This window comes from Acetobacter papayae JCM 25143 (assembly GCF_000613285.1).
Taxonomy (GTDB): domain Bacteria; phylum Pseudomonadota; class Alphaproteobacteria; order Acetobacterales; family Acetobacteraceae; genus Acetobacter; species Acetobacter papayae.
In genome coordinates this window covers 19,854-34,416 of the sequence record NZ_BAIN01000025.1, presented here as the reverse complement: position 1 = coordinate 34,416, position 14,563 = coordinate 19,854, and the positions used below count along the sequence as shown (strand labels likewise).

The 14,563-nt window shown below is 60.9% G+C and carries 10 protein-coding genes, 1 other RNA gene and 2 pseudogenes; 7 read left to right on the top strand and 6 right to left on the bottom strand.

Going from position 1 to position 14,563, the window contains the following annotated elements; translation table 11 throughout:
* The coding region (locus tag JCM25143_RS07965) for an Mrp/NBP35 family ATP-binding protein (RefSeq protein ID WP_025860685.1) at positions 1–795 on the top strand (795 nt) is incomplete at its 5' end.
* Positions 796–909: 114 nt separating this feature from the next.
* Here JCM25143_RS07965 and thyX read toward each other — a convergent pair.
* Positions 910–1,818, bottom strand: a complete 909-nt coding sequence (gene thyX / locus JCM25143_RS07960) for an FAD-dependent thymidylate synthase (protein ID WP_025860684.1) — start codon at positions 1,816–1,818, stop codon at positions 910–912.
* A gap of 88 nt (positions 1,819–1,906) precedes the next feature.
* Here thyX and ssrA point away from each other — a divergent pair.
* The 4 genes and pseudogenes from ssrA to JCM25143_RS07945 all read left to right on the top strand — a co-directional run bounded on the left by ssrA (position 1,907) and on the right by JCM25143_RS07945 (position 5,121).
* Positions 1,907–2,236, top strand: a transfer-messenger RNA (tmRNA) gene (ssrA, locus tag JCM25143_RS21445).
* A 177-nt stretch (positions 2,237–2,413) separates the two neighbouring features.
* The gene (locus tag JCM25143_RS07955) at positions 2,414–2,953 is read left to right on the top strand and encodes an SspB family protein (RefSeq protein ID WP_025860683.1); all 540 of its coding nucleotides are present in this window, start codon (positions 2,414–2,416) and stop codon (positions 2,951–2,953) included.
* Between the two features lie 58 nt (positions 2,954–3,011).
* A pseudogene (locus JCM25143_RS17910) lies at positions 3,012–4,663 on the top strand (fumarate hydratase).
* A gap of 65 nt (positions 4,664–4,728) precedes the next feature.
* The gene (locus JCM25143_RS07945) at positions 4,729–5,121 is read left to right on the top strand and encodes a VOC family protein (protein WP_025860682.1); all 393 of its coding nucleotides are present in this window, start codon (positions 4,729–4,731) and stop codon (positions 5,119–5,121) included.
* Positions 5,122–5,198: 77 nt separating this feature from the next.
* Here the strand turns inward: JCM25143_RS07945 and JCM25143_RS07940 are convergent, their stop codons facing one another.
* The 4 genes and pseudogenes from JCM25143_RS07940 to alr all read right to left on the bottom strand — a co-directional run bounded on the left by JCM25143_RS07940 (position 5,199) and on the right by alr (position 11,277).
* A complete protein-coding gene (locus JCM25143_RS07940) occupies positions 5,199–6,617 on the bottom strand; it encodes a glucoamylase family protein (RefSeq protein ID WP_051543067.1) in 1,419 nt (472 codons plus the stop codon).
* Between the two features lie 470 nt (positions 6,618–7,087).
* Positions 7,088–8,709 (bottom strand): annotated as a pseudogene (locus tag JCM25143_RS17905) (ABC-F family ATP-binding cassette domain-containing protein).
* Positions 8,710–8,836: 127 nt separating this feature from the next.
* Positions 8,837–10,093: a D-amino acid dehydrogenase gene (locus JCM25143_RS07925; RefSeq protein ID WP_025860679.1), complete on the bottom strand. Its 1,257-nt coding sequence runs from the start codon at positions 10,091–10,093 to the stop codon at positions 8,837–8,839.
* On the bottom strand, positions 10,090–11,277 hold the full coding sequence (gene alr / locus JCM25143_RS07920; RefSeq protein WP_025860677.1) for an alanine racemase: 1,188 nt from the start codon (positions 11,275–11,277) through the stop codon (positions 10,090–10,092). Before alr ends, JCM25143_RS07925 begins: the two co-directional genes overlap by 4 nt.
* A gap of 130 nt (positions 11,278–11,407) precedes the next feature.
* Here alr and JCM25143_RS07915 point away from each other — a divergent pair, with 130 nt between their 5' ends.
* Positions 11,408–11,869 (top strand): Lrp/AsnC family transcriptional regulator, encoded by a 462-nt coding sequence (locus tag JCM25143_RS07915; RefSeq protein WP_025860676.1) that lies wholly within the window; start codon positions 11,408–11,410, stop codon positions 11,867–11,869.
* Between the two features lie 268 nt (positions 11,870–12,137).
* The gene (locus JCM25143_RS07910; RefSeq protein WP_025860675.1) at positions 12,138–13,973 is read left to right on the top strand and encodes a HAMP domain-containing methyl-accepting chemotaxis protein; all 1,836 of its coding nucleotides are present in this window, start codon (positions 12,138–12,140) and stop codon (positions 13,971–13,973) included.
* Between the two features lie 89 nt (positions 13,974–14,062).
* On the opposite strand, the gene JCM25143_RS07905 is transcribed toward JCM25143_RS07910, so the two are convergent.
* Positions 14,063–14,551 carry a peptidylprolyl isomerase gene (locus JCM25143_RS07905; RefSeq protein WP_025860674.1) on the bottom strand — a complete coding sequence of 163 codons (489 nt, stop codon included), beginning with the start codon at positions 14,549–14,551 and terminating at the stop codon, positions 14,063–14,065.
* Positions 14,552–14,563: the final 12 nt, after the last annotated feature.

Sequence of the window (14,563 nt, the reverse complement as noted above, 5' to 3'; positions counted from 1 at the left end):
CCGGCCCCTGCGGCCAATGCCCCGGTTCTGCCGGGTGTGCGCACGGTTATTGCCGTAGCATCCGGCAAAGGCGGAGTGGGTAAGTCCACCACCGCCGTCAATCTGGCGGCCGGGCTGGCCATGGAAGGCCTGAAAGTCGGGCTGATGGATGCCGATATTCACGGTCCTTCGCTGCACCGCATGCTGGGCACGCAAGGTCGCCCGGCCGTGGTGGAAGGCCGCATCCAGCCTGTGGAAGCATGGGGCATACGGGCCATGTCGCTCGGCATGCTGGTGGATGAAAACGCCGCCATGATCTGGCGCGGCCCCATGGTCATGGGGGCCATCAACCAGCTTCTGGTCGATGTGGACTGGGGCACGCTGGATGTGATGGTGGTCGACCTGCCCCCCGGCACGGGCGATGCGCAACTGTCGCTCACGCAGAAAGTGCCGCTGGCCGGGGCGGTTATCGTCTCCACCCCGCAAGATATCGCCCTGATAGATGCCCGCCGCGCCGTAACCCTGTTTGAAAAGGTCGGGGTGCCGCTGCTGGGGCTGATCGAGAACATGTCGTATTTCTGCTGCCCCAACTGCGGCCATAATACCGAACTGTTCGGCCATGGGGGTGCCCGCAAGGAAGCCGAAGCGCTGGGCGTGCCGTTTCTGGGTGATGTCCCGCTGCTGGCCGATATTCGCGCCAGTGGCGATAACGGGGTACCGGTTGTGGTGGGTGCGCCGCAAAGCGAGGGGGGCAAAGCATGGCGGCACATTGCCCATACCGTGGCGCAGGCGCTCAAAACCCAGTTCAAGGCCTGAATACAGACACGGTGTGCCGGGCCACGCCCCCGGCACACAAAACTACCCGCCGGGCTGCCGGATAAAAAGCGGGCCAGCAAGGGGGCTGCCAGGTCATGCCCGGCAGACGATGGCTCAGCCTTTCAGAGTGGCCTGCATTTCATCCCATTCGCGGCGGCTCAGGCCTGATGCGGCCTGCTCCACCACCTCACCTGCCAGCATGCGGCGCAGAACCGACATCATGGTGGCGGAAAAGGTCACGGCACCCCGGCGGTATTCCTCGAAAGCCGCCGCCGCCTGCGGCACCCAAGCATGCAGCACCTTGAGCATTTCCTCGGCATAGACACGGATTTCGTACTGGGCGTGCGGGTCTATGCGCAGAGCCAGAAAATGCATGAGGTTATGCAGGTCTGTCTTCCAGTACCACTGGGTATAGGTGTTAAGCGTCAGGTTGATACGCGCAAGCTCGCGGGCAAGGCCGTAGCCTTCCTTTTCATCCAGCATGCGTTCGTAATCGCCAAAAGCGCGCAGGGCATCGCCCCGCAGGATATCGAGCACCTCGGCTGCGGCCTGCGGGGCCAGTGTTTCCCCACGGCCCTGCCGGTTGACCGCGCTCTGTGCCGCCATGTTCTCGGGGGCGGGCAGATAGAACTCGTTATCGAGAATGGAATAGCGGGCGGAATATTCGTTCACGCTCGCCATACGGTGGCGAATCCACTGCCGGGCAACAAAAATCGGCAGTTTGACGTGAAACTTGATCTCGCACATCTCGAACGGTGAGGAATGGCGGTGCCGCATGAGATAGCGGATCAGCGCCGCGTCTTCCGTCACCTTGCGCGTGCCACGCCCGTAGGAGACCCGTGCAGCCTGCACGATAGCCCCGTCATCACCCATATAGTCGATCACCCGCAAAAAGCCGTGGTCCAGCACTTCCAGCGGCTGGTACAGCATGGCCTCGAGCGCAGGGACACTCGGCCGCAGCGTGGAGGAGACTTCCTGCCCGTGGGCTGCGATCTCGGCGCGTTGTTCTTCGGTCAGGGGCATGCGCGGGGGCCTTTTACCATTACCATGTGGACGATACGCGGCGGTTGTACAGGTTACCCCCGCAGGATGAAAGGCTTAAGCGCGCGCAGCCCTTGCGCCTGCGCCGCACGCCGCCTATGTTGGGGGTGCCGGGAGTTTTCTCGCGGCTATGGCAATAAACGGGGTGTGGCATAGGCGTAGTGGACCCGGGGGCGGTACCCGGCGTCTCCACCAAAAATCCCAGCCGGATAACGGTCAGGATCACTGGGGACGAAACAGGCTCGACACGCGCAGTAAAGACATCTTTTTTGCCCGGTATTGTACCACCGTTATCGGGCTAATTTTACAAGTGCCAATGATAACACTGAGGTGCTCGCTGTCGCTGCATAAGCGATAAGCGCGGTTCGGGAGGGCACCGGGCAACAGAAGCCCTCCCACTTCATAACGACTCTGCCAGACAACACCGCATGACCGGGCTTTGCATGCCCATGCGGTGCTGCGCACTGAGCAATACGGGCCACCATGGCGCACACAGTTGGGTGTGACAGGTTGCACTGACGCGGCTTTTCGCGCATGGCTGGCACAACACCCCCACCCGGCGGCAAGGAGAGCAGGCATGACCGATGACCACGATAACACCGGCGAGAATGCCACCTTCCCCCCCTCCGGCCTGCTGCCTTATGAACGCTGGCTGAACCTCGCCTACAGAAGCGTGATGATCAACGCGCTCGAACATGTGAGCCGCGAAGGGCTTGCGGGCGACCATCATTTCTATCTGACTTTCCGCACGGACTTTCCGGGCGTGGAAATTCCAGCTCGCCTGCGCGCCCAGTACCCGCACGAAATGACCATCGTCCTGCAACACCAGTTCTGGGACCTCAAGGTCGATCACGAGACCGATATCGTATCGGTCGGGTTGTCCTTTGGGGGTGTAGGCACAACGCTGGTCATACCCGTGTGGGCCTTTACGGGCTTTGCGGACCCGTCCATCGGCTTCAGCCTGCAATTCGCGGCTGAGGAACTGGAGGACGAAGCCGCTGAAGAAGCGCACGAAGAGCACACGCCCGAAGAGTCCGGGGCGGAAACACAGGGTGAGGCAGCCTCGCAGGTTGTCAGCCTTGACGCATTCCGCAGGAAAGGCCCATCACCGGCCTGACCCCGGTGCCTGACAGTCAGGGGCCTGGGCCGGGCCAACGGAGAACAAGAAAACAGTCATGACCACCAAGCCCCCCCGCCCCCCCCTGCCAGACTTCGTGTACACCCCTGTTTTCCCGCTCGGGGAAGATACAACCCAATACCGCAAGCTCGATATTGACGGGGTCAGCACCTCGCAATGCGGCGGCAAGACGGTTGTGCATGTCACCCCCGAAGCCCTGAGCGAGCTGACGGCACAGGCCTTCCACGAAGTGGCGCATTTCCTGCGTGCCTCGCATCTGGAAAAACTGGCCGCCATCCTCAAGGACCCCGAAGCCTCGGACAATGACCGCTTCGTGGCGATGGACCTGCTGCAAAATGCCTGTATCGCGGCGGGTGGCATCCTGCCCATGTGTCAGGATACCGGCACGGCTATTGTGTTCGGCAAAAAAGGCCAGCGGCTGTGGGTGGAAGGCAACGAGGAAATCGCCTTCTCGCGCGGGGTATACGATACCTACACCCGCACCAGCCTGCGCTATTCGCAAATGGCGCCGCTGAGCATGTTCGAGGAAAAGAACACCGGCACCAACCTGCCGGTCCAGTGCGACATCTTTGCCTCCCCCGCCGGTGAGCATGATGAGAGCTTCGAGCTGATGTTCGTCGCCAAGGGCGGTGGCTCGGCCAACAAGACCTTCCTGTTTCAGGAAACGCGCGCCCTGCTGGGTTCCGAAGCGCAGCTGCTCTCGTGGCTGGATACGAAAATCCGCACACTGGGCACCTCGGCCTGTCCGCCTTACCATCTGCCATTGTCATTGGCGGCATGTCAGCCGAGCAGACGCTCAAGACCGTCAAGCTCGCCTCCACCCACTGGTATGACAGCCTGCCCACCTCTGGCAGCCCCACCGGCCATGCCTTCCGTGATGTGGACATGGAACGCAAGGTGCTGGAGCTGACCCGCAAGCTGGGCATTGGGGCGCAGTTCGGCGGTAAGTATTTCTGCCATGATGTGCGAATCGTCCGCCTGCCACGCCATGGGGCCTCGCTGCCCGTGGGCATGGGCGTGTCCTGCTCGGCTGACCGGCAGGTGAAAGCCCGCATTACGGCAGACGGCTTCTTTCTCGAACAGCTTGAGCACGACCCGGCACGCTTCCTGCCCGAAACCACGGATGAGCACCTTGAAGGCGAGGCGATCAAGATCGACCTCAACCGCCCCATGGACGAAATCCGCCGTGAGCTGTCGCAATACCCGGTCAAGACCCGGCTGGCACTGAGCGGCACCGTGGTGGTGGCGCGCGACATTGCACATGCCAAGTTCCGCGAACGGCTGCAAAAGGGCGAAGGCCTGCCCGATTATCTGAAAAACCACCCGGTCTATTACGCGGGCCCGGCCAAAACGCCCGAGGGCATGCCCACCGGCTCCTTTGGCCCCACCACCGCAGGGCGCATGGATTCCTACGTGGACGAGCTACAGGCCAATGGTGGCTCCTATGTCATGCTGGCCAAGGGCAACCGTTCCAAGGCCGTGCGCGATGCCTGCCAGAAATATGGCGGTTTCTACCTCGGCTCCGTTGGTGGCCCGGCAGCGCGTCTGGCCAAAGACTGCATCCGCAAGGTTGAAGTGCTGGAATACCCCGAACTGGGTATGGAAGCGGTCTGGAAAATCGAAGTGGAAGATTTCCCGGCCTTTATTGTTATTGATGACAAAGGCAACGACTTCTACGCTGAGTTGTAACCCCTGCCCTGCCCACTGCCTCCCCGGCGGATGGGCAGCCCCAGCAAAAGGAGTGGTGCGGCCACATGCGTTTCACTGTTGATCGTCTTGACCATGTTGTCCTGACAGTCCGCGACCTTGAAATCTCCGCGTCATGGTACCAGCGCGTGCTGGGCATGGACCGGGAGGAATACGGACGCAATAACCGCACGGCCCTGCGTTTCGGGGGGCAGAAACTCAACCTGCGCCCCCATGACGCGCAAGGCTGGGATACGGCAACCCACGCCCTGCCCGGCGGTAACGACCTGTGCTTCATTACCGCCATTACCAGCGCGGATGTTATCGAACATCTGAAAATCTGCGGGGTGACAGTGGTGGAAGGGCCGGTTGCGCGGCTTGGCGCCATTGGCCCGATCACCTCTGTTTACTGCCACGACCCGGATGAAAACCTGATCGAGATCGCCTCGTATCAGGGCTGAGCCTTACGCCCGGCGAAAAATAACGGCCCCCCGCACCTGCAGCCTTGCTGGCACAGATGCGGGGGGCCTGTTTTTTATCAGGCGTGGTTGCCTGTTTTGGGAGAAGACAGACCTGCGTGCTGGCCGGTCGCGGGGGTTACGGCTTCATGCGGCGCATTGCCCAGCCACCCACCAGTAAACCCGGCACGCAGCAGCCCCTGCCGGATAACAGGGTTATGCTTCATGGTGTTCCACACCAGCCCACTACGCCAGTTTTCGGTCATCAGCAGGATCGGCCCCTGATCGATGCCTATATAGGTGTTATCAGCCCAGAAATTCTTCTGGCCGTCATCATGGTAGCTGGGGTTGAACGCATCCACAAAACCATACTGGCCGTAGATACGCATGCCGTATTTGTCCTTCATGGACCGCAGGGCACGGATAGCAATTTCAGGCGCGAAAGCTACCGAGCCACCAGCAGCAGTCGGGGCCAAAGTGCCATCATCCAGCGTATAATCACGCCCCACACCACGCGCGGAATAGGCCATGAAATGCCGGTCCTGCCCGTCTTCATGGCGCACGGTATCCGCTGGGCCATCACTGGCTGTCAGGCCCCAGATGTTGCTACTGTAATCCTGCCAATGCCCCGGGTTATGCTGGGCATATGAACGCTGGGCATACACCGCGCGGCGACTATTTTCGAAATAGTCGATCCCTTTTTCGCGGTTCCAGTCATCGCGAATACCCCGGAAGTCAATCCATGCATGCGTGTACTGGTGGCCAAAAAGTGGCGCGAAATTAAGGAAAGTCTGCCCGTAGGACTCACCCCAGCGCTTGTCGTTGGTGGCGATCCAAGCCTGCCATGATACCGGGTCCAGTGCCGAGTGGCTTGCGCCAAGGCCCAGCACATACAGCATCATGCCTTCGCTATAGCCTTCCCAGTAATTGGACAAAAAGCCATGCTCGGGCGACCAGCCCATGCTCAGCCGGTTATCCGGGCGCAGCATCCACCGCCAGTCAACCCGGTTGAACAGGGTATCGGCCAGATCGCGGATTTCCCGCTCAGACACCGTATCCTTCGTGTAGAAGCTGCTGGCAAACAGCACGCCCTGCATCAGCAGCGCCGTATCGATGCTGGAAAGCTCGGTATCGGTATTGAAACGCAGCCCCGTGCGATGATCGAGGAAATGATAGAAGAAACCATGATACCCGCCCGCCTGCATGGGCGTGGCGTTCTGTGGCAGCCGCACCATGGTACGCAGCACACGCAGGGTGCGCTCCACTGCCTGCTCACGCGTAACATAACCGCGCGTCACCCCAATACCATAAGCCGTCAGCCCGAACCCGACAGAAGCAACGCTCGACTGGGTCTGGTCGGATGGGTAGCGATCCGGCACCAGCCCCGTAACCGGGTCGGCTGAATCCCAGAACCAGCGGAATGTCCGGTATTCCAGATCCTTCATCAGCGCGACATCCGTCGCACTGATACCCCTGCGGCCATCATGGGCATGCACCATGCCACCGGGTGGTAGCGGATGGGGTTCTGTACCCTGTGCGGTGGCCCGCTCTGCGCCCTGAGATGCAGCCGGGGCCGGTCCCTTAACCGGGGCCTGCGCCGCTACAGCCGGAGCGGCTGCCGCAACCGGAGCCGCCGGTGTGTCCTGCGCCGTAGCCGCCCAGACAGAAGAGGCACTCCCTGCGCCAAAGGCCGAGGCCCCCAGCCCCGATACCGTCAGAACCATGTTCAGGAACGTAAGCGCCCCACTCCGGCCCCGCCTGCGCGGGGAACATCTGTCCAGCTTCATACTCTGCCCGTATCTCTGTTATGATGCAGTGCCGCGCACGCGCAGCGTCACCGCAAGCGCGCCCGAAGGCGGCACTTACTACACTCTTACCATCGGCATTATTTTTTTCTTTTTGTTATATCCGCACGTCAAACCCCACATCCATTAATATCTCTTTCAAGAAACATTATGGTGTGAAGATGTCATTCGTGCAGACCGGGCGCTTCGCGGCCAGTACGAGCCACGTATTCCGTATAGCCGCCATCGTAACGATGCAGGCCTTCAGGTGTGAGTTCGAGCACACGGTTGGACAATGCAGCCAGAAAATGCCGGTCATGGGAGACAAACAGCATGGTGCCATCGTAATCGGCCAGCGCCGCGATCAGCATTTCCTTGGTGGCGATATCGAGATGGTTGGTCGGTTCGTCCAGCACCAGAAAATTCGGTGGGTCATACAGCATCACGGCCAGAACCAGCCGGGCTTTTTCTCCACCGGACAGAACGCGACACAGCTTGTCCACGTCATCACCCGAAAAACCAAAGCTGCCCGCCAGTGTCCTCAGCGCACTCTGCGGGGCCAGTGGAAAGGCATCGTTCAGGGTTTCAAGAACCGTACGCTCGCCGTTCAGCAGGTCCATGGCGTGCTGGGCAAAATACCCCATTTTAACACTGCCACCCAGCGTGGCCGTTCCGGCATCGGGCTCGGTGGTGCCTGTCACGAGCTTGAGCAAGGTTGATTTACCCGCCCCGTTCACCCCCAGCACACAGCAGCGCTCCTGACGGCGGATGAGCAGGTCGAGCCCCTGATAGATCACCCGGCTACCATAAGCCTTGTCCACCCCGCGCAGGTTCACCACGGAATCGCCCGAGCGCGGAGCGGATGGGAAGGTGAAGCTTACCGCCTGACGGCGCTTTGGCGGTTCAACCCGGTCGATCTTGTCCAGTTTTTTGACACGGCTTTGCACCTGTGCGGCATGCGAGGCCCGTGCCTTGAAGCGCTCGATAAACGCGACTTCCTTGGCCAGCATGGCCTGCTGGCGGTCAAACTGCGCCTGCTGCTGCTTTTCGTTCAGTGCGCGCTGCTGTTCGTAAAACTCGTAATCGCCCGAATAGCTCGACAGCACGCCCCCATCGATCTCGATCACCTTGTTAATGATACGGTTCATGAACGCGCGGTCATGCGATGTCATCAGCAGCGCGCCATCATACCCGGCCAGAAACTGCTCCAGCCAGATCAGGCTTTCCAGATCAAGATGGTTGCTTGGTTCGTCCAGCAGCATCACATCGGGCTTCATCAGCAGGATTCGCGCCAGCGCCACGCGCATTTTCCACCCACCGGAAAGACGCCCGACATCGCCATCCATCATGTCCTGGCTGAAACCCAGCCCGTGCAGCACTTCACGCGCGCGCCCGTCCAGCGCGTAGCCCCCCAGTTCCTCAAAACGGGCCTGCACCTCGCCAAACCGTTCCAGAATGGTGTCAAGCTCGTCAAACCGCTCGGGGTCAGCCATGGCGGATTCCAGCTCGGCCAGCTCAGCCCCGACCTCAGCCACCGGGCCTGCGCCGTCCATCACCTCGGCCACGGCACTGCGGCCGGCCATTTCGCCACATCCTGATTGAAAAACCCGACTGTCACGCCCCGGTCAGTCAGGACATTGCCTTCGTCGGGTTCTTCCTGACCGGTGATCAGGCGAAACAACGTGGTTTTGCCCGCACCATTCGGCCCCACCAGCCCGATTTTCTCGCCTTTCTGAAGCGCTGCCGAGGCCTCGATAAAGATAACACGATGGCCATTATGCTTGCTGATGGAGTCGAGACGGATCATGGAGCCTCAGGAACTGGAGGGTAAGGGGGCGAAAGCCGGAGCCGCCCTTATTGCGTAACCCCCGCGCGCCGTAAACAGCGCGGGGTGTTCACACCCTCCGCCCGACCTGCACTTTATGCAGGCAGGTTCAGGAAAAATAACGCGTGATCGCTAGGTCATCCGCCGCAATATCGGGTTTGCGGCCCGACATCACATCCGCCAGCACCCGCCCCGAGCCACAGGCCATGGTCCAGCCCAGTGTTCCATGGCCGGTATTAAGATACAGGTTATCAAGCGCCGTACGGCCGATAACAGGCGTGCCATCCGGTGTCATGGGGCGCAGCCCGGTCCAGAACTGCGCCTCCGAGGGGTTACAGCTTCCGGCAAACAGGTCGGACACCGAATGTTCCAGCGTTACCCGCCGGGGCTCGCGCAGCCGCAGGTTGAAACCCGCCAGTTCTGCCGTGCCCCCAACCCGCACCCGGTCGCCCAGACGGGTAATCCCGATCTTGAAGGTTTCATCCATGATGGTGGAAACCGGGGCGCGACTTTCATCCGTAATGGGGGCCGTGAGCGAATAGCCCTTGACCGGATAAACCGGCAGCCTGATGCCCAGCGGCCGCAGCAATGCCGGAGAGTAGCTGCCCAGCGCCAGCACATAGGCATCTGCCGTCAACAGGCCCTGCGCCGTTTCCACCCCGCTGATACGCCCACCTTCGGAGCGCAGCCGCCTGATGGCCGTATTGTAGCGGAAGGTTACACCCTGCGCCTGCGCCATTTCAGCCAGCCGCTGGCTGAACTTGAAGGCATCACCCGTTTCATCACCCGGCAGGCGCAGCCCGCCCACAATCTTGTGGCTGGACTGGGCCAGACCCGGCTCGGCCCGCACGCAGCCCTGCGTATCCAGCACCTCGTACGGCACACCATACTGATTGAGCACAGCCAGATCGCCCGCAATACCGTCAAGCTGCTTGCGGGTGCGGAACACCTGCAACGTGCCCTGCTGACGGTCATCATACGCAATGCCTGTCTGGGCGCGCAGGTCGAGCATGACATCGCGGCTGTATTCCGCCAGCCGCACCATACGACCCTTGTTGCGGTCATAGGCAGCAGCCGTGCAGTTTTCCAGCGTTGCCGCCAGCCAGCGCCACAGATACGGATCGGGCAGCGGCCAGAACACAAAGGGGCGATACTTCATCAGCAACCAGCGCACGCATTTGAGCGGCACACCCGGCCCCGCCCATGGTGCGGAATAACCGGGCGAGACCTGCCCTGCATTGGCAAAGCTGGTTTCCAGCCCCGGTCCCGGCTGGCGGTCCACCACCGTAACCTCATGCCCAGCCTGCGCTAGATACCAGGCGGAGGTAACCCCCACCACGCCACTTCCCAGAACAAGAACCTTCATGCGCGCGCTCCTTCTCCTGCGTGCGAATGCTCCGCGGCACACGCGCCATCCGTATAAACACGGTGATAACGACGCCCGAGCGATGTCAGGATTTCATAACCAATGGTTCCCTGCGCTTCGGCCAGCGCATCCACGCCGTAACCGGGGTTCAGCAGGTCCACCATGCCATCCACCTCGAGCTGGCCTTGAGGAACATCCGTAATGTCCACAGTCATGGAATCCATGGAAATACGCCCCAGCACAGGCAGGCGTTGCCCCCTGAACCATGCACATTGCTGCCCGGCCCCATGGCGGGCCTGCCCGTCCGCGTAGCCTGCGGCAATTGTCGCCACACGCCGGGGCGCACTGGCCTGCCATGTCAGGCCATAACCCACGCGGTCTCCCGACTGGAGTGTGCGGATCTGCAGCACATGGGCACTCAGCCCCACCACCGGCCGCAGCAGGCCGGAGCTTTCGCGGTTGGGGGCCACGCCGTACAGGGCTGCGCCCGGCCGCACGAGGTCAAAATGATAGGCAGGCCCCAGAAAAATACCCGAGGAGGCCGCAAGGCTCAGCGGTGCGGGGGGCAGCATGGCCGCCATCCGCCGCAGGCACGCCGCCTGCATGGCATTGGCCGGGTCTGCCGGGGTATCGGCACAGGCCAGATGGCTCATGATCAGTTCCACATGCAGCCCTTCCAGCAGGGCTGGTGTGCTGGCCAGTTCCGCCACATCCGCCTCGGACAGGCCAAAACGCGACATGCCCGTATCAAGCTGGAGCACAACCCCGACACCACGCCCTGTGGCACGGGCTGCCTGCCGTACCCAGCCGATCTGCTCAAGGCTGTTCAGTACGGGCCGCAGCCCCCCAGCCAGACAGGCCTTGACCGCATCGGGGCGTGGTCCATGCAGAACCGTAATACCTGCCCCGGCACTGACATGCGCACGCAGTTCCAGCCCTTCATCCACATGGGCCACAAAAAACTGGCGTGCACCGGCCTGCTCCAGAACAGGGGCAACCTGCGCCACCCCCAGCCCGTAGGCATCCGCCTTGACTACGGCCGCACACACAGCACCGGCAGCCTGCCCGGCCACCAGCCGGTAATTGGCAGCCAGCGCCGCCAGATCGATGCTCAGCACCGCGCCCGCGCGCGATGCGGGCCAGCCAGCACTGGAAGGGGGGAAGGCGGTTGTCACGAGTTCCATCCGTCTTTTATTGCCATACCGTAAAGTGTAATCCACAGCGCATGGTATATCCCGTCAATTTGTTGCATGATGTGCCATAATTGCTTTATTTTAGAATAATCATGCACAAAATTGGCAAAAAAGACAGATCATGCCAGACCCGATAACCGATGCCATTCTCCGCCATCTCCGCCACAATGGCCGCCTGAGCAATGCCGAACTGGCCGAGCGTATCGGGCTGTCTCCCTCCTCCTGTCTGCGTCGTGTCCGCAGGCTGGAGGAGGAAGGGATTATCCGCGGCTATCAAGCCATTATCGCGCGGCGTAACGCGCCCCAACTCGCGACCGTCATTGTCCAGATCACGCTCGAACGCCAGACGGAGGAATGCCTGCGCCGTTTTGAAAGCCGTATCCGTGAATGCCCGGACGTGCGCGAATGCTATCTGATGACAGGCGATGCCGATTACCTGCTGCGGGTGGAAGCGCGCGACATGCAGGACTACGAACGCATTCACAAGGAAGAACTCTCGCGCATGCCCGGTGTCGTGCGCATACAGAGCAACTTTGCCATCAGGCCGGTTGTGCAGCAGGACAGGCGCCTTCCCGAACACTAAGGCACCCCAGCCCGCATAAACTGGGCACGTACCATCCGATCAAATCGCCGGGTGTCCGTTCCAGACAATGAATATGTCTTATTATGGATGGCCAGCCGGTTCCAAAACCTGATACGCGTTTGAGTAAGACATTCCGAAGTAGAAACATTTTGCGTGCCTGCACGGCCACCTGCACCCTTTGATCCCGCGCCGGTCCGGGTCGTCAGACAGGCCCCGGCGCGCAGGGACACCGCATCTGGGCACGCATCCATCTGGATGAGGTAAAACCTTGCGGCCACTCGGCATCAAAGCCTCGCTGGGGCTGGTTCAGCTCCTTGTCGCCAGTGCGTGTATCGTGGCGGGCCTGTATTCGGTCCACGGGCTGACACTCGTCAACAACCGTATGGAAGAAATCAACAGCAGGTCCCTGAGCAGCATCAAAGCCATAGGCCCGATCGACGAACTTTTGCGTACTTTCTACACGGCGGAAACCGAACAGCTTGCCGCCACCACGCCGGATACGCTGCAAACGCAGGCGGCCCTTTCAGATGCCGTCGAGCAGGAAGTGACCGACACAATCGACGCCTATGCCCCACTTGCCCATTCCGCGCGTGAAAAAACCCTTTATGGCGCGCTAAAAGACAAATGGACCGCCTACAAGACCGATCACGACGAAACATTCAAAAACTGGTCCGCCACCACCGAGCGCAGCAGCGCCATAGCCGCCGGTTCGCGCCTGCGCGATCTGGAGGAAAGCGTTTCATCCGCACTGGCCGCCCTATCCACCTTCAGTACGGAACAGGCCGTTACCTACGCACAGGATTCCAGAACCACTTACCAGACCACGCTCTGGCGCGTTTATTACGCCTATGCAGCTCTGGCCGCCATTATGGTGCTCTCAGGTGTGGTGGTTATCTACAATATCCTGCGCCCGCTACGCGCTATCAATATCCTGATTACCCGGCTGGCCGGAGGCGATACCCAGACCCCCTCCCAGTTTACCAACCGCCGCGACGAAATTGGCGCCATTGCGCGCTCCCTGAACATCTTCCGCTCAGGCATTATCGAAAAACACCAACTGGAACAGGAAGCCAAAATCCAGCGTGAGCAGGCCGAAGCCGACAGGCTGAGCATCCAGGCCAAAGCGGAATCCGATGCCACCCAGCGCTTGCACACCGCCACCAGCGGTCTGGCCTCCGGGTTGCGCCGCATGGCCGGGGGCGACCTATCCTTTCAGCTCGACAGCCGTTTTTCAGCCGAATTCGAACCCCTGCGGCATGATTTCAACCAGTCTCTCGAACAGCTTGCCGCAACCTTCTCCCAGATGTCTGACGCGGTACACACCATCAGCAACGGCACGCAGGAACTCGCCACGGGGGCAGACCACCTCGCCCACCGCACAGAAACGCAGGCCTCATCGCTTGAGCAGACGGCAACCGCCATTGCCCAGATTACCAATAGCGTTGCCCAAGCTGCCCAGCGTTCGGAAGAAGCGCGCCAGATCGGCACACAGGCGCGCGAAGCCGCTACCACATCGGCCAGAATTGCCCATGATACCGAAACCTCCATGCACCATATGGAAAGCGGCTCAGCCGAAATTGCCTCCATTGTGGACGTGATCGACAGCATTGCCTTTCAGACCAATGTGCTTGCCCTCAACGCCAGCGTGGAAGCCGCACGAGCCGGAGAGGTCGGGCGGGGTTTTGCCGTTGTCGCCAGCGAAGTGCGCGCCCTTGCCCAGCGCAGCAGCGAAGCTGCACGCGATATTCGCGGTCTGATCCAAAAAACCGTTACCGATGTCAAGGAAGGTTCGGAACGTGTGCGCGAGAGCAGCCAGACCCTGCGCACCATCACCGATTTTATAAGCCAGATTGCCAGCCATCTGGACGCCATAGCCCAGTCCGCTGCCGAGCAGTCCTCAAGCCTTGCCTCCATCAACACCACTGTTACGCAGCTTGACCGCACCACGCAGCAAAACGCCGCCATGGGCGAGGAATTCAACGCGACATCCCGCAGCCTTGCCGTGGAAAGCCAGAAACTCAATGAACTGGTGCGCCAGTTTCTTCTGCCACAACAGGATTATACCCAGCAGGCACCCGCCCTGACCTATCGCCAGCACGGTTAGCACCCGGCACATGCCATAAAAAATGCCGGAGCCCCATATGGCTCCGGCATTTTTTCAACATATCATCCCAGCAAGGGAGGGCTGAAAACTCAGCCCTCGGCCCCAGCCGGACGCATGCGCGCAATACGGTCAGGGTCGCTCACCGTGCCCGAACCCCCTGCGCCACGCTTGATCTTATCCACGTTTTCCATGCCTTCGATCACTTCACCCACGATGGTGTACTGGCCATCAAGATGGGGAGAAGGTTCGAACATGATAAAAAACTGGCTGTTGGCGCTGTTCGGATCAGCCGTGCGGGCCATGCCGATGGTGCCACGCTCGAACTTAGCCTTGGTGGTGAATTCTGCCGGCAGGTCAGGCAGGTCGCTGCCATGCATGCCCGTGCCCGTGGGGTCGCCACCCTGCGCCATAAAGCCGGAAATCACCCGATGGAACGGCACGTTATCGTAAAAGCCCTGCTCGGCCAGCGTGCGAATACGTTCCGCCGCCTTGGGCGCGATATCCGGACGCAGACGAATGACAACGCGCCCGGCGGGCACATCCATGTAGATCAGGTCTTCAGTGGTATTTTCAGACATCAGGTTTCTCCT